Source organism: Paenibacillus sp. NPDC056722 (assembly GCF_042790635.1).
GTDB lineage: Bacteria > Bacillota > Bacilli > Paenibacillales > Paenibacillaceae > Paenibacillus_AQ > Paenibacillus_AQ agri.
Genome location: NZ_JBHTYV010000002.1, coordinates 369,021 through 389,263 on the forward strand (window position 1 = coordinate 369,021; position 20,243 = coordinate 389,263).

A 20,243-nucleotide genomic window follows, 5' to 3' on the forward strand; every position below is an offset into this window, starting at 1 on the left:
ACTATGCCTAAATGGATATCCGCAAAACTTTTCATAAAATGAAGTTTCAATATGATTTCAAAGAACAAAAATAACCGGTCGAGATTATATCTCGCCGGCTAGTTGTGTGTGTTGTTATAGACTAAATAACGTGTTCATTGGAACTTGTAAATCTTTAAAGACAACGGACTGGATCGTCTCCTGCTCTGTATATAAATGGCGCACCTGATAACTGCCGTCCTCCAAAGTATAGATGTGAGCCGTCTGATTTCCAGGATCAACAATCCAATATTCCTGAACTCCGTGCTTCTGATATAAGTTGAACTTCTCATTAAAATCCTTCAGGGCAGTGGCAGGTGACAGCACTTCAATAATGAGTGTCGGGGCACCGTTACAGCCGTTCTTTGATATTTGGTCCTTAAAACAAACAATCGAAAGATCTGGTTGAGTAACCTGATCGGGTGATTGATAATCTTCACTTTCAGAGAAAAGCACATCAAACGGATCGATGCTAATTTTCACTCGTTCAATATCGGTGCGCAAATCACAAATCCTGACCTTTGCTTCTTCTGACAAATGCCATGCTTTCCTTTCTCAGGCATCTCCCTCCTCATCATACTTCCATCTCTCCACCCATATACATAAGAAGAACGGCTCCCGCTTAAGCTGGGGAACGTACTTTAGACTCTGCCAGTACACGGTGCGTTAGAAGAAGGAAGGAGAGATGGGTTCATGCCCGGCGATGATGAACTGAAAGCGCTAGAGAGGGCCATTGCGGAGATTACGGAGATTGCTACCGGCTTCGGGCTGGATTTCTATCCGATGCGCTATGAGATCTGCCCTGCCGATATTATTTACACGTTCGGTGCCTATGGAATGCCAACCCGGTTTGGCCATTGGAGCTTCGGAAAAACTTTTCATAAAATGAAGTCTCAATATGATTTCGGCTTGAGTAAAATCTACGAGTTGGTCATCAACTCTAACCCGTGCTATGCGTTCCTGCTGGACGGCAACTCGCTCATCCAGAACAAGCTAATTGTGGCCCACGTGCTGGCCCACTGCGATTTCTTCAAGAATAATGCCCGCTTCTCTATCTCCAACCGGAATATGGTCGAGAGCATGTCGGCAACCGCCGATCGGATCGCCGACTATTCGGTGACCTACGGCACAGAGGCTGTAGAGAGCTTTATTGATTCCGTGCTCGCGATCCAGGAACATATCGATCCCAGCCTGATCCAGCCGCGTAAGCTCGGTAAGACCCATCTGCTGGAAGCAAAGATGAAGGACCGCAAGGACACACCACCCGGCAGCAACACTCCGGCCAATCCTTATGACGAACTATGGAATCTGGATCAGGTCAGCGCAGGTCCCCCAGAGCCGGCACCTAGTAATCGGGCTTTCCCGCCAGAGCCGGAGAAGGACATCGTGTGGTTCATCCAGCAGTATTCCACTTCGCTCGAAGATTGGCAGCGGGACATTATGACAATGCTGCATGACGAGATGCTCTATTTTTGGCCACAGATGGAAACGAAGATCATGAACGAAGGTTGGGCTTCCTACTGGCATCAGCGGATCGTACGCGAGCTAGACCTGACGTCTGAGGAAACAGTGGAATACGCCAAGCTAAATTCCTCAGTGGTGCAGCCCTCCCGCCAGAGCCTGAACCCCTACTACCTCGGCCTGAAAATATTCGAAGATATCGAGCGCCGCTGGGATCGCGATAAAATCTTCGAGGTGCGCGAGCTGGATTCCGACACCTCTTTTATCCGCAGCTATCTGTCCAAGGAACTGGTCAATGATCTGGATCTTTATGTCTTCGAGAAGAAAGGCCCGGAGTGGAAAATTACCGATAAGGCCTGGGAAAATGTCCGGGATCAACTTGTGCTGGCCCGCGTGAACGGAGGCTCCCCTTATCTCGTCATCAAGAATGCGGATTATGAGCGGAACGGCGAGCTGTATATTGAGCATCAGTACGAGAGTATTGAACTAGACCTGAAGTATCTGGAGCGGACGCTCCCGCATATCTACAACCTGTGGGGCCGTACAGTGCATTTACAAACAGTTGTGGAAGACAAGAGAGCACTTTTCACCTATGACGGAAAAAAGGTGCAGCGGCGGTTTGTGTAAACAAGAGGTTTGACCACCGCCTTGAGCCAAGCACCTGCGCCGGGAGGCGCACCCGGTGCGGAAATTGCAAGAAGATGTATATCTACTGGAAAAGCCCGCTCGCACTATTCTGTGCGCTGCGGGCCTTTTTGTCGATCGATACAATAGAAATACTATCAGACAAATCTTGTGAGGGGCGTAGAAGTCCAATCCCTCGTCAGTTAGACTTTTAACCGAACCACATCAGGCACACGGATCTTTATTGCTCCAGTCGCTCTTTTACAGGCACATAAATCTCCATCACTGTATCCACCCGGGAATGACAGCGCTCGTCGTAGAACTCAAAGTCCAGTTTGCCCTCATCATATATATAATTGCTGCCAGGAAACCATTCTTCAAAAATATACTTCCAAGTGCTCTTTATCACCTTAACAAAATCCTTCTGATCCTTCCCCTCCGAGGTATCCAGAGGCGGCGTGGTAAAGACAGCATATTCCGCTTCAGAGACGCTCGCAGTCAGCATATCCCCGGTCACCTGGTTGAAGTCTTCTACAATCACGCCCAGGAGATATGTGGCGTTACCACTATCCAAGGCAGGAATACACAGCCCTACCTCCCCATGCTTAGGCGGATTCAGAATCTCGTACATTTTGGATTCCAAATTTTCTCCTTCATATTGACTCCAGAAAGAAGCGACATCCTTCGTATAGTTGCCTTCAGCCACATTCGTTTGAATGCCGTAACCGGCAACCTTGAACGCTGGCTTTTTTACAATAACAGGGTTCATCAAATAACCTCCGATTTCGAAAATAGATTCATTCTGAAGAAATCCGAGGCAGCGGCAATATTTTCAGCTGTTAAATTTTCTTTAATATTTTGTTCAATATATTCGATGCATCGCTCAATATCCTTACTGTAATTCAAGCACTCACCCAGCCTTTCCCCGTACGGTGATTTCATTATAGCAATTGGCTGCCAAGGTGACTGTTCCTGTTTTGCTGAAAAAATAGGGTCTGGGAGGATGCTCTCAGCGCTTTATGCTGTGTCATTCAGGTTCCAGGATGAATAGAATAGGCTGATATCATTATTTTACTAATGGAGGTATTTCGTATGACCTATGGAAATGGATATCCAAACCATCAATATCATCAACAGCCAGTTTATCTATATACACCTCGTTACATTCAGTACCCTTATTGTCATTACTTTCATCACCGCTCGGAAGTCAGTCCAACATCTCCTCCCCAAAACACCCAGAACCCGAAACAGCATATTGTGAATGGTCAGTTGAACGCAAGTGTGGGTAGCGGGCAAGGCGTTACTGTAAAAACAGGGGCGGATATCGGCGGTAAGCACGGGGTTGGCTTTAATGCCGGTGGAAATCTGAATTACAATGGCGTAGGTACGCATGCCGATGCCCACCTGGGGTCAGAGCAATATGGCATCCATGCGCAGGGCAACGCTCATCTGGACAGCAGTCAGGGCTTTGGATTCAATACTGAGGCGCAAGCCTTGGGCCAATACGGAATTAATGCACAAGCGAATTCGCATCTCAGCATTGGTCAAGGCGTCGGATTTAATACTGGAGCGCAACTGGGTGGTCAGTACGGCTTAAACGCTAACGCAGAAGGTCACTTGAGCCAAAGTCAGGGTGCCGGGTTCAATACCGGATTACACCTCGGGGGAGATAATGGTGTCGGGGCACAGGCCAAAGCCCAGTTCGGGGGCGGGCAAGGAGCAGGTCTCGGAATTAACGGTCACTTCGGCAAATATAACGGGGAGTTAGGCTTTAATCTAGGCGGCAAAATCAATGAACCCAAGGATTCGGCCGAATAAAGAAAAGGAATATCCTTAGCCAGTTGTGACGGCTTAGGATATTCCTTTTTAAATTAGCGGTTCAGCAGGCTTCCGACATAGCGCAGCAGTTCGTTGGCGCATACCGGGCAGTAGTTATGCTCGTCGATGAGACGTCTCGTCACCTCGTTGATCCGTTTCAGCTGGCTCTCGTCCGGTGTTTTGGAAGAGGTGGTGATTTTGACAATATCCTTGAGATCGGCGAACAGCTTCTTCTCGATGGCTTCACGCAGACGGTCATGATTATTGTATTCGAACTTCTTTCCTTTGCGGGAGTAGGCGGAGATTCGAATCAGAATCTCTTCCCGGAAAGCCTTCTTGGCATTCTCGGAGATGCCGATCTGCTCTTCAATAGAGCGCATCAGCCGCTCATCCGGCTCCATCTCCTCATCCGTGAGGGGATCACGGATTTTGGCCCAGTTGCAGAAGGCCTCGATGTTGTCGAGATAATTCTCGAACAGCGTTTTGGCCGACTCCTCGAAGGAATAGACGAATGCCTTTTGCACTTCACTTTTCGCCAGGACATCGTATTCCTTGCGGGCAATAGAGATGAAGTTCAAATACCGCTCCCGCTCCTCCTTGGTGATGGAAGGGTGCTGATCCAGACCGTCCTTGATCGCCCGCAGAACATCCAGTGCGTTCATGCACTGCAAATCGCCTTTGATCAGCGCACTGGAGATCCGGTTGATGACGTAACGCGGATCGATGCCGGACATCCCTTCGTCCTGATACTCGGTTTGCATTTCTTTCAGATCCGCTTCCTTGTAGCCCTCGACCTCTTCCCCGTCATACATCCGCAGCTTCTTGATGAGATCCATCCCCTGCTTCTTGCTCTCCTTCAGACGGGTCAGGATCGAGAAAATCGCCGCTGCACGCAGCGCATGAGGAGCAATATGCACATGCTTCATGTCACTCTGGGAAATGAGCTTCGCATAAATCTTTTCCTCTTCAGACACTCTGAGATTGTACGGAACGGGCATGACGATCATGCGGGACTGCAGTGCCTCATTCTTTTTATTCGAGATAAAGGATTTGTACTCCGTTTCGTTGGTATGGGCCACAATAAGCTCATCCGCACTAATTAACGCGAATCGCCCAGCCTTAAAGTTCCCCTCTTGGGTAAGCGACAACAGGTTCCAGAGGAATTTCTCATCGCATTTCAGCATCTCCTGGAACTCCATCAGTCCCCGGTTGGCTTTATTCAATTCCCCGTCGAAACGGTATGCGCGCGGATCAGATTCTGAGCCGAATTCGGTAATGGTGGAGAAGTCGATGCTGCCGGTCAGATCAGCAATATCCTGTGACTTCGGATCAGATGGACTGAAGGTACCGATGCCCACCCGTTCTTCCTCTGATAAAATGACGCGGACTACGCCAACCTTCTCAATGTCGCCACCATATTCATTCTTCAGCCGCATTTGGCAGGAGGGGCACAGGTTGCCCTCAATACGCACGCCAAGCTCTCGTTCAATCTCGGGACGCAGCTCATGCGGGATCAAATGCAGTGGGTCCTCATGCATCGGGCAGCCCTCAACAGCATACACGGCACCTTCCGGTGTTCTTGAGTATTGCTCCAGGCCACGTTTGAGTAGCGTAACGAGTGTCGATTTCCCTCCGCTGACTGGCCCCATCAGCAGCAGAATCCGTTTGCGAACATCCAGGCGCCGCGCGGCAGAATGGAAATATTCCTCCACCAGCTTTTCCACAGCCCGGTCCAGACCGAAAATCTCCTGTTCAAAAAACTTATACCTTTTGCGTCCATTAATTTCCTCTACGCCGTGAGATTTGATCATGTCGTATACACGGGCGTGAGCGGTTTTGGCGGGAGATGGGTCTTTCTTCAGCAGTTCAACATAATCCTTGAAGGTGCCGTTCCACGCCAAACGGTCGTTCTCAGCCCGATACGAAGCTATACGCTCAAAAATGTCCATTGCTCGCTGCCTCCTCTTGCGCTCCTAATGCTCCTCTATGGCTCCAAATGGCTTTCAAAAGTGTATTACATACCTATGCGGCAAGCTCCGAATAGTTGACCTATTTTTTGCTGTGCTATAATAGAGAATCAGTAAATCACCCCACAAAGTTAGAGATGGGCGATCATGCCTGTTTTAAATAACGGGCAGCAGACCCTGCGAATATGGGTACAGGAGTGACAAACTATGGCCGTACGGCATGAGACGGAGCTGTATGCTCCATTGAAAGTTTTTTTTGAAAAGCAGGGTTATGAGATCAAGGGTGAGGTGCGGACCTGCGACCTGGTAGGCATCCGGGAGAACGGAGAACCGCCGCTGATCGTGGAGATGAAAAAATCCTTCAACCTTGCCCTGCTGCTGCAGGGGGTTGAACGGCTGAAGCTTAGCCCAAGCGTCTATCTTGCGGTCGAGCGCAATCGGGACAAGAAAGGCGCGGTCAATCAGCGCTGGGGCGAATTGAGCGGACTCTGTCGCCGGCTCGGTCTCGGGCTTATCACCGTAACCTTCTACAAGACGAAGGCTCCGGTGGTAGAGGTGCTGGCGGAGCCGGACGAGACCCTGCCCGCCCAGCGGGGCGGCGGTCGGCGGCGCGAGCGCCTGCTCTATGAGTTTCACGAGCGCAGCGGCGACTACAACACCGGCGGCAGCACGGGCGTCAAGCTCGTCACCGCCTATCGTGAGAAGGCACTGCGCGTGGCTCTGGCTCTGCAGGAGGCGGAAGCCGAGCTGCAGGGCGTCCGTTCAGCGCGCGGCAGCGCTGAACGGGACGGAGAGGCGGCTGCTGCGCAGCAGCCGCCCGGGACCGCTTCCGCTGCATCGCCGGAAGCGGAACAGGCCGGGCAGCAGCTGCTGGCTGCCCCGTCTGAGATTGCCGCCGCTGGCAGCACGCTGGCAGAGCGCTCCGCCGGCATCACCCCGGCGGAATTGCGCAAGCGCAGCGGAGTGCCCGGCGCAGCGGCCATCCTGCAGCACAACTACTACGGCTGGTTCCTGCGGATCACCCGTGGCCGCTACACCCTCACCAAGGGCGGGCATGCCGCCCTGGTGGAATATGCCGCTGTCACCGGGAACGTGACAGCGGGCGTGTAACAGCCGCGCCGCCCCATAACAAAAAGCATCCCGGCCCACGGGATGCTTCTTCACGTTATTCAAGTCACGCCTGTTCCGGGGTGTTGTACACCCGACCGGCGCTTTAACTACGGGCGGTGAACTCGGTAACCGCCTCACTCATCAGATTCATGCCGAGCAGCAGCTCGTCGCGGCCCGGATGGGTAAAGTTCAGGCGGATATATTGCCCTCCGCCATCCACACTGCACAGAGGCCCGGGCAGAAAGGCAACGCCCTTGCCAAGCGCGCAGCGGAGCAGCGCATTGACATCCAATCCATCTGGAAGGGACACCCAGAGAAACATGCCCCCTACGGGAAGCTCATATGAGCTCTGCTTCCAGGCGGGTCGCTTTAGCAGCTCGATCATCAGCTTGAAGCGTGTATGATACTCCCGATTCAGCAGCTTGATATGTTCCCGCAAATCAAATGCGGAGACATCCAACAGATGATGTAGCAGCCGCTGGTTCAGAGAACTCGACTGCCAGTCCGCCATTTGTTTTGCCGCAGCCATTACAGAGATCAGCTCACGGCTTCCAGCCGCCCAGCCTGTGCGCAGCGCAGGAGCAACCGTTTTGCTAAAGGAGCCAATGTAGAGTACATGTCCACCGTCGCTGACATTTTCCAGTGCATAAAGCGACGGATACTTGCCGAGAGGATGCTCATTGTACCGCTCAAAGTGAAGATCTCCATAGGAATCATCCTCTACAATCAGCACATCATGCGCGATACACAGCTCCAAAATCTCCTTGCGCCGTGTAAGGCTCCATAGAACTCCGCTGGGATTGGTAAAGCTCGGGGCTGCATACAGCATTTTGGGACGGTGCTGAAGGATCTGGCTTCGCAGATGATCCGGAAGCAATCCATCCCTGTCGCCCTGGACTGGAATAATCACAGCACCCTGCATCCGCAGCGCCTGGAGCATGCCTGGCGAAGTCGGATTTTCGACCAGCACACAGTCCCCTGGATCAATATAGACCCGGGATAGCAGATCAATTGCTTGCTGGCTGCCTGTTGTCAGCAGCACCCCGCCTTCGGCGACGGCCACTCCTTTGGCTTTTAACCAGTCCGCTGTTAACCATTCACGCAGTGGCCCATATCCTTCCGGGTCTCCATACTGGAGCGCACCGGCATCGGCAGAGATGACCGTGGAAGCTGTCTCGGCCAGCAAGGATAGTGGGAATAACTCTTCCGCAGGTAATTCTTCGGCTAGCGATATCATGGAGCCTCTCCGCGTTTGGGTACGTATGCTCAGGAGCTGTGATGACAACAGTGTGTGAGCACGTGCGGAAAAGTCATATTTCATGCGAAATCCCCCTCCCTCGTTCCAAGAATATTCAGGCCCTGCCAGCATTATGTCGTCCTGCTCTAGCTCAAGCGTAGATTTGTCGATGCTGTCTGGAGAAGAGCGCGAATTTCTCAATCGCTTGTGCCCTTGTAGTGACATCCAGCTTCACATAGATTTTGCGAAGGTAGTTATCGATGGAACGGCGGCTCACATCAATCTCCAACGCAATTTTGTCATACGTAATCCCCTGCACAATTCGTTCCATTATAAAAGTCTCTGTCTGGGTTAATTGCAGAACGCTGTCGAGTCCTTTAGACGGGGATATCGGCCAGAAGCCCTTCTTGATCCATTCTAGCGGGATGGAGATAAAGCCTTCACGTAATCCTTTGATCAGCTGCAGCAATTGTCCGGGTGATGCCCCTTTGGATAGTATGCCGCTGGCCCCAAGTTCTATAAATGATTGCAGCAGTTCTCTGCCGTCTTCGTCGGTCATAACAACAAAATGAGAGGCTGGCGAACTGTTCTTCATGTCAAACAGCACACTCTCTACCTCTCCATCTGGCATTTGATAATCGGTAAGCACCAGATTAGGCTGCTTCTCCCGCACTACCGCGGCCCCTTCGGTCCATGTAGAATACATCCCCAGAACCTCCAGTTCCCCTCCTTCTTCCAGAATCAACTTCGTTCCCAGCATGCTTGTGGGATGACATCCCACAATGACCACCTGCCAAACCTTCATCATTGACGCCCAGACCTCCTGCTATATATGTATTTACCCAGAATGGAAAGCGCCGCGGCGGTTCCGGTTTGACGCAAGCAAGGATGTATGATGTCTTATTGGCCTAATTCTCTCTATTACTTACCTTGAATACGTCCCACAGATATTCCAATCTATAGCAAATTGTATCGCAGTAGTTTAATAGGATGCAATTATTTTTTATCATGATCTGACTCTCTTACATTTTTGCGAAAATAATCAAAGTCTGATAGAATGGGGACTTGAAAAGAACAAGCCCCGAGGTGATAAAATGCAACCGCTAGCGGAAACGACACCGGTTCAATCGCGCCGCACAGCTGCGAGAAACGGATCTTCCGTAAAATGGTTTTTACTGTTCTGGGTTGTGATGATCGGAATTGGCGTTTATGCCGTATACAGCTACACCAACCATCTGAAGCAGCAGGTGCTGAGTCAGCTCAGCGCACAAAGCCAGCAGCAGCTTACCGTTTTGAAGACCGATTATGAAGCTAGAATCGCCGCCCTCTCTGATGAAGTTAAGGAATTGCAGAGCACTGTGCAGACCTTCAACGAGCTGTTGACCTTCACCAAGGACAATGCGAGCGCCAAGACAGACAACAGCAACAAGCTATATACCCAGCTCAGTGAGGTACGCAAGCAGCTTGATGCACTCAAGAAAGAAATGGATCTGCTCAAATGATGACACCTGTCAAAAGAGTCAATCGCTTCTTCATGACGCTAACCGCTCCGTTCATCGGCCTCTTGATTGGTCTATTGTGGATTCAGCCCCCGCTTGATTTGCAGCTCCATGTAGATCAATTCTCTCCTGTTCAGGGACCAGTGAAGGAGACAAGCTTAATCAAACAAGAACTGATTCAAGCCCAGGCTGCCGCAGCCTACACAATAGATTCCGTGAGTGCCAGTGCCAAGCTCTACAAGGCCACCACGAGCGAAATGAACCAAATTGTGAATACAGCAGAGACGCAGGCCTCTCGCCCACAGATCATTTACAATCGCCGGATTAGCGCGAAGCTTGGCATTCCTTCCGAAGTCGTGAGCAGCGACCGTATTGTCATCGAGCTGTTCCAGCTTAACCCCGGAAATTATAAAGCTTATGCCTTGAAAATCAAGCTTAAAGATGCGTCTGCCGCGACCATGAGCCTCGCGGATGCAGTAAGCGGAGCAGAGACCACAATGCGTGCCGTCAGCCGCAGCGGCGCCATCGCCGGAATTAATGCCGGCGGTTTTGCAGACAAGGATGGCAAGCGTTATCCTTTAAGCACAACTGTAGTCGGGGGCCAATACTTGAACGGCTTTGAGTCAAGTTTCAAGGATCTTAGCTTCGTTGGACTGAATAAGAACGGTCAACTGATCGGCGGTAAATTTTACAGCCGTGAGCAATTGGACCAGCTGGAACCACAATTCGGTGCAACCTTCGTTCCTATTCTTTTGAAGGACAGCATGAAGATGCCGATCCCCGAGAAATGGAAAATATCTCCCAAGCGAGCCCCCCGCACGGTGATGGGTAAATATAAAGATGACCAGCTCCTGCTTCTGGTCGCTGACGGATACAATGAGAACGGTAGCTCCGGAGCTACGCTAGAGGAATTACAGGACAAGCTCTTTAATATGGGAGTTATAGATGCATATAATTTAGATGGAGGAGGCTCTTCCTCGCTGATCTTTAACGGAAGAGTGGTGAACAAGCCTTCGGATGGCAATCTACGGCCTGTGCCTACGAATTTCCTGTTTTTTAAGTAACAGGATAGATTGTCTATGTCACTTCTCACATTTACGTTTATTTTTACCAGATGAACGGGTATAATCATGATAACGAATACAGTCCCTTTTGGAGGTGCCCGGCATGTCGTTTTCATTGACCTTTTGGATCGTTACCCTTGTTTTCGTTCTATTCCTGACCGGCATTTTGACTGCTTCTTACAACGAAGATAAAACCAAAGGCCTCTAAAAAATTCCCGATTTGCGTAAAGCAGATACAGGATTGCTTGGCTCCATCTAGGAAAGTGACTGGCGAGCCCGGCCTGAACAAGAAAAAGCACCGCAAGAAGCGGTGCTTTTTCTTATGTAATCATAGTTCGAGCGACTTCTCTAATGAGAAGGCTTAACCGTTATATTATGCATGTCTTTGCAAATGAGTCATCTCTGTAAGGCACTCGGCACAAATATAACGATCTTTATACTCGCTTACTTCTTCCATCGATCCGCAGAATACACATTTCGGACGGTAGCGCTCCAAAATAATGTGGTCGCCCTGTACCAAAATTTCCACCGGATCTCCTTCATTCATTTGATATCTCTTGCGCAGGGATTTTGGCAGAACAATTCTACCAAGTTGATCCACTTTGCGAACTACACCAGCAGGTTTCATATCTAACTTACACCTCTCCTGTTCAACTAAATAATGGATTACATATTTATATCGGACCTGTACTAAGATTTCGTTATGAAATTGTCGAATCCTGCTGAATTAATAAAAAAACATGTCTTATTTTAAACAAGTTGTGGAAAATCTAGCTGACGGAGGGCTTCGTAGACAATAATAGCGGCCGAATTTGATAAATTAAGCGATCTCACCGCTGTACCCATCGGCATCCGCATACAGGTTTCCTTCCCCGCTTCGAGAATCTCCGCCGGGAGACCCTTGGTTTCTTTGCCAAATACAAAGAAATCTCCATCCTGGAATTCAAAGTCACTGTACCGCTTGTCTGCCTTTGTCGTTGCATAGAAAAAACGCCCTTCGCTGTATTTCTCCAGTACTTCTGCGAAGGAATCATGATATTCAATATGGACTGCGTGCCAGTAGTCCAATCCCGCCCGTTTCAGCGTAGCATCATCCGTTCGGAACCCCAGTGGACGTACCAGATGCAGATGCGTACCTGTTGCCGCACAAGTGCGTGAGATATTGCCGGTGTTTGCCGGAATTTCCGGCTCGACTAGAACGATGTGAAGTGCCATAGTTTGTAATTCCTCTCTGTCCGGACTATAAATCCTTATATTGTTAAAGCAGAAAACCTTCCGCCTGTTGGCGGAAGGTCAGGAACAGCATTGATTAACCTTGAGTTTGCCGGAAATGCTTCATGAAATCGGCAAGTGCCTTAACGTTCTCGTAAGGAACAGCGTTGTAAATGGAAGCGCGCAGGCCGCCAACACTACGGTGACCCTTAAGACCGATAAAGCCTTCCAGTTCCGCTGCTTTTACAAATTGCTTCTCCAGGTCTTCCGACTGCATCCGGAACGTAACATTCATAATGGAGCGACTGTCTTGTTCTGCGACGCCACGGTAGAAGCCGTCACTTCCATCAATGTATTCATATAAGAGACCGGCCTTTTCACGGTTTTTGGATTCAACCCCAGCCAAGCCGCCTTGCTCTTCAATCCATTTTAACACTTCATTAACCATATATACAGAGAAGGATGGTGGCGTATTGTACAAAGAGTTATTCTTCGTATGAGTGCTGTATCGCAGGATTGTCGGAATATGGGAAGGGGACTCAGCAATAAGCTCTTCCTTGGCGATAACCACCGTTACCCCGGACGGTCCCAGATTCTTCTGGGCACCTGCATAAATCAGCCCGAACTTATTCACATCGAACGCGCGACTCAGAATATCGCTGGACATATCTCCAATAAGCGGAATGGAACCGGAATCCGGGAACTCTGCATACTGTGTGCCTTCAATGGTTTCATTCGACGTTACATGCAGATAAGCTGCATTGTCCGCAGCCTTGATGGAGCTCAGCTCAGGAATCTTCAGAAATTTCTGATCTTCCGAGGAAGCTGCGACATGAACGCCGCCCACCAGCTTGGCTTCTTTGTAAGCTTTATCCGCCCAGCTGCCTGTCATCACATAGCTGCCCACTTTACCTTCGGAAAGGAAGTTGAGCGGGATCATTGCAAATTGGGTACTCGCTCCGCCCTGAGTGAACAAAACCTTGTAGCCTGTCGGGTTGCCCAAAAGCGAAAGCAGACGTTGTTGTGCTTCGTTATGCACAGATTCGTATATGGCCCCACGGTGCGACATCTCCATAATAGACATTCCGCTCTCCCGAAAATCCACAAACTCCGCTTGTGCGCGTTCCAATACTTCTAGCGGCAGTGCCGCAGGACCGGCATTAAAATTGTATGCTCTCTTGCTCAAAACTCTCCCACCCTTTCTCTCCTATCAATATGGATATCGATATGATAGCAGTAATCTCACACACCAGCAAGTATAATTATTCACATAGGAGACGAGTTTATACCTTAGGAATGCTTGAAAAACTCATAAGAACGGCGCCAGTGCTTGCTTTGACGCGGTAAAAGACTAATGTTCACAAAAACTTCAGGAGAGATCACGTGCCCTACTCCCCACAAAGCTATTTGTGAAATGGGAAAATCTCCAATTTCCCTCAGACCGACTCCGCTTGGCTTATGAATTAGCTCCCAGTTGAAGTCCGCCTCTCCTTTGGCATCAGAGGAGAGCATGCAATAGAAAGGACGGTCCGGCTGGCGCTTCCAGCTAAGCCGTTCTCCTTCCGTCAGTAGCAATTCCGATGTATACGAGGATTCGGGCTTTTCAATGGAAATAACACCTGGCAGTCGTAGTTCATAGTCCACTCCGACCGGATTGCCGTCGATCCCGATGAAATTATGAATATATTCTTCTGTTTCAATAGTCTTTGTTCCTTTGTTTTTAAGCACATAGTCAATGGTCAATGTATTCTGATGGATGGCTATTCTCTTAGTTAAGAGCATGCTGTACCCATTACATTCCATTGGCTGAACCGTATACGTGATAGAGTCCGAACTTGCCTCAACTTCGGCAACAAACAAAGTCCGCTCGTAATCCCCCATAAAGCTGTAAGACTCCAGATTTTTCCTCTGCAGCAAGCCGACACCTGGCTTCGGGAACCAGCCCCCAACCGGAACTTCGTCATATCCAATTGCCCGGGAAATGCCAAATTCGTTGCATAACCCCCTGCCGCCGCTGCCTTGTCCGGGAATCAGGCTTTCCGGCACACAAAACGTATGTTTTCCCTGTTCCAGGGTTACTTGAGTAATAAATCCTGTCCAATCAAAACGGGAGCCTGTATAGGCTCCCATCTCAGCAATTTCGACCGACAGGATACCATTCGATAATATATTGCCCATAAAGATTGCATCCTTTCAGCAGTGCAAGGGTAGAGATGAACCGTCGATTACGCCAGTTCCACTTCAAGTAGATGACGTTTGTCAGCTGACAGAGCGTCTAGTACTGCACGTGGGATAATAACTCCTTCTAAACTGTGCTGTAGCGCCACAGGAGTGCCATTCAATGTAACTCCCTGAATTTGATACTCCCCATAGGCAGAACGATTAGTGGACGTATAGACGACCTCCAGCTCACGACCTGCGAAGATGGTCTTAATTCCTGCCTGTCCGTTATTGTCAAATTGCTCTTGCACCAATTTAGGCTGAAGCAGCAAGTCGCCCAGCTTTCCTTTGACACCGAACACTTCAGTCACCATGGTCAGCAGCAGCCAGCTAGCCGAGCCGGTCAAATACGTATACATGCCGCGTCCCTGCTCATTGATATACTCCGGAATCCCCGGATACATGCGGCTGGTCGCAAAATCAGCACTAAGCTGATACAAGGAGTCCAGCACTTTCCGCCCTTCCTTAACATATCCGCGTTTATAGAGCGCGTTGCCGTACATAACCGTCATATGGCTGAACATCGCACCATTTTCTTTATGGCCGAAGGCAAAACCAAACGCACGACCGAGGTTCTGCTGAATCCCGCCAAAACGGGAATTTAAGCGGTAACCGATTTTATCGTCTAGCAGATTTTTCTCCACAGCGTTAATAATATTCGGAATCTGTTCAGGTGCAGCAGCATGGCCAAGGAGCGGGAATACCTGACCTGTCAACGTCATGCGGACGCCACCAGGGAATTCGCCCTCTACGCGTTCACCGTCATTATTGTAATAACCGTTGAACCAGCCGCCACCGTCTTCCGCTTGCACCCATTCATTGCTACGCAGATGTTCGAAGAGCCAATTAGCCTTGCGCTCCAGGTCTGCTGCTACCTTGTCAATATCCAGTGCTACCCGGACACCACTAACTTTATTTGGCGCTACCGCATAGTAGCGTTCAAGCTGCTCATGCTTGCCCGACACAGAAGTATAATCCACACCTTCTCCAAGAGAATCAAACAGCACCGTCATTTCTTCCGCCAGTTCAACGGTCGACAGACCCTTGCGCTCCTTCAGGTCGCGCAGCAGGCGGGCAATATCAAGCAGGTTGCTGGCATAGAAGGATGTGAAGGTCACACTCTCCCCGCGGTCGGCAGCCATATCAAGCCCATCATTCCAATCCGCGCCTTCAAGCAAAATGTTGTTGTGCTCTCCGACGTTGAAGAATGGAACCAGGTTTTGCAGAAGGATATGCTCCAGAATGGTACCGGTATAGACTTCGCCGGAGGTCGTTCTTAGCGAGCTGCCTGCCTCGGCATCCCATGAAGTATCGCGTTTCTGAGCACGGTTCATGAAGACATCGCGGAAGTAGATTTGCTCCTGCAACAAGAAATCAAGATCACCACTCTGATCCAGATACAGCATTGTAGTCAGGAACGGCCAAGCGCCGTGGTCCATCCAGACCCGTGGAATATTGTTGCGGTCAGCGATAAATTCGCCTGGCTGCGAGCCAATAATGGTCGCATTACTGCCGTCAATCCGCACACCGGCATAGTTGTTCAGAAGAAGGCTGCGTACTTCTTCCGGCTCCATGATAAGCAGCGCAAGGCAGTCTTGCCAAAGGTCACGCCATCCGCGTCCCCCTCTGCCATAATCGTGATATGGAAGGAAGGAGTTCCCGTAAAGTCTTCTCAGTACCGGTTGAAGGGTTACCCACTTCATCCACTGGTCAACATCATGTTCACCAGTCTGGAATTCTACGGTATTTACCTTGTCATTCCAGAACGATTTATTCTCTTCCAGCTTGGCATCGAAGGCTGCGGCTGTACCGTATTTCTGCATAAGCACAGGAACATCGATCCGCTCGCCTTCAATCGCCAGCACAATAATGTAAGAATGGCTTTCACCTGGATTCAGTACCGTCTCGGCAAACCGGAGCCCGCCCAGCGCCTCATAACCTTCCAGTTCGGCTTCAGAGTAGATGGCTGGCTTACTGTTCAGCACTACGGCCTCCGGCCAGTCCAGGCTTCCGCCTTCGCCGATGAACTCTTCTTGCACAGGGAAGAATCCGACCGGACCACTGCCGTTCTCTTCCGCTCCGAACACCCCGTACGAGGTGTGATTCACACGGTGACCGCGTTCATCGAAAGAGAGTGCCGGTTGAACTTCAATACCGAACGGAGAAGTGTAGACCCGGTTCAGCAGGGATGTCACATGACGGTGATCGCGCAAGTCATCTGCGGACCGGGCATACAAAGGAATAGCCGCTGTTGATGTCAGTGCGATTTTCTCTGCTCCTGTATTCGTCAGAACAACCTTCGTCAATTCTACCTTGTCTTCGCCGCATGGCACAAAGCTGGTAATCTCAGCAGAAACGCCGAGTTCTTTGTTACTGCGGGTCACCCGGTGCCAGAGCAGACCAGCCTCCAGTTCAGACTCGTCAGCGTTGTCCTGATAGAAATCAGCGTTTTGTTTGGCAGAGTTTCCCGCTGCCGACCAAGCCCCTTTGCCTTCTACATACACCCAGAAGTTACGGGAAGCCCGCGAGTTATGCAAATCCTCTACCGACAATGGAGGTGTCAGAAACGTATTATGCCCTGAAGTAGCCTGGCCGTGAAGCTTTGGCGTGATCGAAGACATCATGCCACCCTCATTTACCAACGGAAAATATAAAAAACTGCTGCGATCCGGCTGCGGGAGTCTGAACTCCCCATTCTTTCCTGTAAATTTCCAGCCTTTGATTTCATTGCGCTCCACTAATATCCATCCTCTCATTTGTATTGCTGCTTACGCTTTAACCGCACCTGCCAACGCACCATCGACAATGTATTTCTGAATGAAGGTGTACAGAATGATCAGCGGAGTAGATACGATCATAATGCCACAGGCCAGCATCGGCCAGTTGTTGCCGTATTGTCCGCGGAATTCCTTCAATCCGAAGGTAATCGGATAATTGCTTGGGCTTGGCAAATACATAACCGGGCCCACAAAGTCATTCCAGATGCCGATGGCTGTCAAAATGACGCCGGTGGCAATCACTGGTTTCATCAATGGCATGATGATCTGGAACAGATAACGGTTATAGCCGCAGCCGTCCATCCCTGCTGCTTCATCAAGTTCACGGCTTATAGATTTGATATAGCCGGTGAACATCATGAAGACGATGCCAGTTCCGCTTGTTTTTAACAGGATATAACCCAGCTTTGTATCGTAACCTACAAATCCGAGTTCCTGCTTCATGGCGAGCATCAGCTTGAACTGAGCCACCATCGGGTTAGGCAGAAACTGCGAAAGCAGGAAGAACATATAAATAAAGCCACTCCACTTCACATATCCCCGTGCCACCGGAAAAGCGCCGAAGAGTGACACAATAAGTGTCAGCACCGTAGCAACCCCCGTATACAGCAGGCTGTTGAGGAAATAGTTAGAGAAATTCCCTTGCACCCAGGCATCTTTGTAATTGCTCCATTGAATATTGGATACAATCCCCATTGGGTCTAGCAGGTAATCTGTGAAGGACTTGAACGAGACGTTAAATACGAAAAGTAGCGGTATGATGTACAGTACGAGAAGTATCGCTACAACGGCGTAAGAAAGAATTTTGGTGGACTTAGAGTCTTTCATCTAGTACTCCACCTCTCTCTTGCGCATTTGCTTTACAGCGATCACTACAAAGACAAGAATGATCAGGAACTGTACGACAGAAAGCGCCGAAGGTAATCCCATCTCCAGACTACCCCGGAAGGTTTCTTTGTAGACATCATAAGCCATAGTTCTAGTATTGAAGCGTCCGTCTGTTGTAGCCAGAATAATATCAAAGGTGGACATGGCACCAATGATCGACAGGAGCATATTGACCGTAAAGGAAGGAGCGATCAGCGGAAACGTAATGTTTTTAAAGGACTGCCATTTACTTGTACCGTCGATATATCCTGCCTCGTACAAATCCTTCGGTACGGATTGCAATCCGGCCAGAAAGATCAGCATGGAATAGCCCATGTACATCCAAATTTGTACAAATATAATATAGCCGAAAGCATGGGTAAAGCTTCCAAAGAACATATCTTTATAGCCGAATAACGCATTGTACAGATAGTTCACAGGACCGCTGAGCGGATCGAACATCATACTCCATACCAGCGCCACTACTGCGACACCAAGAACTACCGGTAGAAAAAATACCGCACGGTAGAAATAATCGCCCTTTAGCTTCTGATTAATGATCACGGCCACCAATAGCGCCAGGCCGTTCTGCACAATCGTTACAATCACCATGAAATAAAGCGTCCGTATAATGGAGTCCACACGTTCCCCTGAATTACCGGAGAAAAATACATCGTAGTAATTTTGCAGACCGACAAATTTCAATTCGCTACCCGGCACATTCTTTATGTCGGTAAATGAATAAATAACCGTCATCATTGAAGGCCCGAAGTAGAAAATAATATATAGCGCCAATGGCACCAGCAAAAACAGAAAGGGAACATAGCGCTTTAAACCTTTACCGAAGGGATACATTGCTCTCACCCACCTAATCCTGATTCAAAATAAAGGATCGGGGCCTGCACAGGACAGACCCCGAAACTGCACAGTATGTTTAATTCTTGCTACTTAAACGGCTTATTTAGGTGCAGCCGCTTCCCATTCTTTCTGTTGCACATCAGCCAGCTCTTTGGCTGTCTTGAATTCGCCGCCTGGAGCCAGGTACTCTGTGTGTACGCCTTCAGCAGCAAGGTGCTCGCCGACATTCACACGGTTGATCATCAGAATTTCGTATGCCAGTTCAAAATCTCCGCCAAGATATGGTGAAAGCTCTTTATCGATGAACTCACTATCAGTTTGAACATTATCTTGTGTTGGCAGGAAGCCAGCCGCTTTCACATACGCTGTATAGTTATCCGGCTCGGAGAAGAACTCCAGCCATTTCAGCGCGCCCTCTTTGTTCGGGCCTTTCTCTGCGGCATACCAGGTTACATCGTATTTACCAACAAGCGAATTGTTCTTCGCTGCATCTTCAGTAGCAGGGATCGGGAAGTACCCAAACTTCAGATCCGGATTAGCCGTTGCAATAGTTGGCGCATCCCAGGTTCCGTCAGCAATCAGCGCTACTTTACCAGTAGCAAAGAAAGAAGGTGCTGTTGCATAGTCGATACCCATAAATCCATCAATGATGTATTTATCCTGAAGCGTCTTCATTTTATCCAGAACCTCTACAGCCTCTGCATCATTGTAAGCCGCATCGCCCTTCCATACGCCTTCGATCCATTTGTTCTGGTCACCACCGCCAAGGATTTTTGCTTGCAGACCGAAGACTGGCAGTTTCAGTGGCCACACGTCTTTACCAGCCACGACGATTGGCGTAATATTCTTATCTTTCAAGGTATCAAGCACTTTGATGAACTCCGTCCAGGTCGTTGGAACGGAAAGTCCGTTTTGCTCGAAGATTTCTTTATTATAGAAGAATCCCGACATCGCTACTTTACCAGTTGGCACGGCGTATACTTTTCCGTTATAAGTACCCGCTTTGGCAATATCGTTGGCATTGTAGTTTTTCACAAAAGCTTGATCGGACAGATCCGCAATCAGACCAGAATCGATCCACTGCTGCCAATCCGGCACTTTCGCGCCCGGTGTCCAATCCTTAGGAGATAGTCTCATCCCGGAAAGATCCGCGAGAACATCCACATCCCCAGCGGTAATTCTTGCTCTTTGCGCCTGCTTGAACTCGTCATCAGGTCCGGTAGTAGTGTACTCCACCTTGTATTCAGGATATTTCTCCTCGAATTTCTTATTGATTTCTTGAATGGCTTTGTTAATGTTCTCTTGCTTCCAATGCAGGATCTTAACAACCTTCTTCTCACCGGATGCAGGTTTTTCTGTTGCCTCTTTCGAAGACCCGTTCGTAGCTCCCCCACTTGCACCATTGCCGTTGTTTCCGCCCCCGCATGCTGTCAACCCCAACAGCAGAACAGAACTTAGCAAGACCGCAGAAAGCTTCTTTACCATTTTGTTACCCCCCAGAGTAAATTCTT

General features: G+C 49.5%; 18 protein-coding genes. 5 read left to right on the forward strand and 13 right to left on the reverse strand.

Annotation, left to right across the window (positions count from 1 at the left end; all coding sequences use genetic code 11):
* Positions 1 to 114 precede the first annotated feature (114 nt).
* Positions 115 to 555 (reverse strand): Uma2 family endonuclease, encoded by a 441-nt coding sequence (locus tag ACFRAM_RS06140; protein WP_379465004.1) that lies wholly within the window; start codon positions 553 to 555, stop codon positions 115 to 117.
* A 156-nt stretch (positions 556 to 711) separates the two neighbouring features.
* On the opposite strand from ACFRAM_RS06140, the gene ACFRAM_RS06145 reads away from it, so the two are divergent.
* A complete protein-coding gene (locus ACFRAM_RS06145) occupies positions 712 to 2,106 on the forward strand; it encodes a SpoVR family protein (RefSeq protein WP_379465005.1) in 1,395 nt (464 codons plus the stop codon).
* Between the two features lie 238 nt (positions 2,107 to 2,344).
* Here ACFRAM_RS06145 and ACFRAM_RS06150 read toward each other — a convergent pair whose 3' ends face one another.
* On the reverse strand, positions 2,345 to 2,872 hold the full coding sequence (locus ACFRAM_RS06150; RefSeq protein ID WP_379465006.1) for a GyrI-like domain-containing protein: 528 nt from the start codon (positions 2,870 to 2,872) through the stop codon (positions 2,345 to 2,347).
* 323 nt (positions 2,873 to 3,195) lie between these two features.
* On the opposite strand from ACFRAM_RS06150, the gene ACFRAM_RS06155 reads away from it, so the two are divergent.
* On the forward strand, positions 3,196 to 3,921 hold the full coding sequence (locus ACFRAM_RS06155; protein WP_379465007.1) for a hypothetical protein: 726 nt from the start codon (positions 3,196 to 3,198) through the stop codon (positions 3,919 to 3,921).
* Positions 3,922 to 3,974: 53 nt separating this feature from the next.
* Here ACFRAM_RS06155 and ACFRAM_RS06160 read toward each other — a convergent pair whose 3' ends face one another.
* The gene (locus ACFRAM_RS06160) at positions 3,975 to 5,870 is read right to left on the reverse strand and encodes a PrkA family serine protein kinase (RefSeq protein WP_175374168.1); all 1,896 of its coding nucleotides are present in this window, start codon (positions 5,868 to 5,870) and stop codon (positions 3,975 to 3,977) included.
* A gap of 225 nt (positions 5,871 to 6,095) precedes the next feature.
* Here ACFRAM_RS06160 and ACFRAM_RS06165 point away from each other — a divergent pair, with 225 nt between their 5' ends.
* Positions 6,096 to 6,998: a DUF2161 family putative PD-(D/E)XK-type phosphodiesterase gene (locus ACFRAM_RS06165; protein WP_379465008.1), complete on the forward strand. Its 903-nt coding sequence runs from the start codon at positions 6,096 to 6,098 to the stop codon at positions 6,996 to 6,998.
* Positions 6,999 to 7,101: 103 nt separating this feature from the next.
* Here the strand turns inward: ACFRAM_RS06165 and ACFRAM_RS06170 are convergent, their stop codons facing one another.
* The gene (locus ACFRAM_RS06170) at positions 7,102 to 8,319 is read right to left on the reverse strand and encodes an aminotransferase-like domain-containing protein (protein WP_379465009.1); all 1,218 of its coding nucleotides are present in this window, start codon (positions 8,317 to 8,319) and stop codon (positions 7,102 to 7,104) included.
* Positions 8,320 to 8,386: 67 nt separating this feature from the next.
* On the reverse strand, positions 8,387 to 9,043 hold the full coding sequence (locus ACFRAM_RS06175; RefSeq protein WP_379465010.1) for a response regulator transcription factor: 657 nt from the start codon (positions 9,041 to 9,043) through the stop codon (positions 8,387 to 8,389).
* Between the two features lie 286 nt (positions 9,044 to 9,329).
* Between ACFRAM_RS06175 and ACFRAM_RS06180 the strand changes: the two genes are divergently transcribed.
* Together ACFRAM_RS06180 and ACFRAM_RS06185 are read left to right on the forward strand one after the other, a co-directional pair.
* Positions 9,330 to 9,737, forward strand: a complete 408-nt coding sequence (locus ACFRAM_RS06180) for a hypothetical protein (protein WP_379465011.1) — start codon at positions 9,330 to 9,332, stop codon at positions 9,735 to 9,737.
* A complete protein-coding gene (locus tag ACFRAM_RS06185) occupies positions 9,734 to 10,798 on the forward strand; it encodes a phosphodiester glycosidase family protein (protein ID WP_379465012.1) in 1,065 nt (354 codons plus the stop codon). Before ACFRAM_RS06180 ends, ACFRAM_RS06185 begins: the two co-directional genes overlap by 4 nt.
* 373 nt (positions 10,799 to 11,171) lie before the next feature.
* On the opposite strand, the gene ACFRAM_RS06190 is transcribed toward ACFRAM_RS06185, so the two are convergent.
* The 8 genes from ACFRAM_RS06190 to ACFRAM_RS06225 all read right to left on the reverse strand — a co-directional run bounded on the left by ACFRAM_RS06190 (position 11,172) and on the right by ACFRAM_RS06225 (position 20,217).
* Positions 11,172 to 11,426 carry an AbrB/MazE/SpoVT family DNA-binding domain-containing protein gene (locus ACFRAM_RS06190; RefSeq protein ID WP_066373981.1) on the reverse strand — a complete coding sequence of 85 codons (255 nt, stop codon included), beginning with the start codon at positions 11,424 to 11,426 and terminating at the stop codon, positions 11,172 to 11,174.
* A gap of 122 nt (positions 11,427 to 11,548) precedes the next feature.
* Entirely contained in the window at positions 11,549 to 12,013 is a 465-nt protein-coding gene (gene trmL, locus ACFRAM_RS06195; RefSeq protein WP_379465013.1) for a tRNA (uridine(34)/cytosine(34)/5-carboxymethylaminomethyluridine(34)-2'-O)-methyltransferase TrmL, read from the reverse strand.
* A gap of 94 nt (positions 12,014 to 12,107) precedes the next feature.
* Positions 12,108 to 13,196 carry a 3-phosphoserine/phosphohydroxythreonine transaminase gene (serC, locus tag ACFRAM_RS06200; protein ID WP_066373978.1) on the reverse strand — a complete coding sequence of 363 codons (1,089 nt, stop codon included), beginning with the start codon at positions 13,194 to 13,196 and terminating at the stop codon, positions 12,108 to 12,110.
* Positions 13,197 to 13,300: 104 nt separating this feature from the next.
* Positions 13,301 to 14,188, reverse strand: coding sequence for a hypothetical protein (locus tag ACFRAM_RS06205; protein WP_379465014.1), 888 nt, complete (start codon positions 14,186 to 14,188; stop codon positions 13,301 to 13,303).
* 47 nt (positions 14,189 to 14,235) lie between these two features.
* Entirely contained in the window at positions 14,236 to 16,968 is a 2,733-nt protein-coding gene (locus ACFRAM_RS06210) for a GH36-type glycosyl hydrolase domain-containing protein (RefSeq protein WP_379465015.1), read from the reverse strand.
* Between the two features lie 30 nt (positions 16,969 to 16,998).
* Positions 16,999 to 17,835 (reverse strand): carbohydrate ABC transporter permease, encoded by an 837-nt coding sequence (locus tag ACFRAM_RS06215; protein WP_379465016.1) that lies wholly within the window; start codon positions 17,833 to 17,835, stop codon positions 16,999 to 17,001.
* Positions 17,836 to 18,729, reverse strand: a complete 894-nt coding sequence (locus ACFRAM_RS06220; RefSeq protein ID WP_066373970.1) for a carbohydrate ABC transporter permease — start codon at positions 18,727 to 18,729, stop codon at positions 17,836 to 17,838.
* 102 nt (positions 18,730 to 18,831) lie between these two features.
* Complete coding sequence (locus ACFRAM_RS06225) at positions 18,832 to 20,217, reverse strand: ABC transporter substrate-binding protein (protein ID WP_175374157.1); 1,386 nt, start codon at positions 20,215 to 20,217, stop codon at positions 18,832 to 18,834.
* Positions 20,218 to 20,243 lie beyond the last annotated feature (26 nt).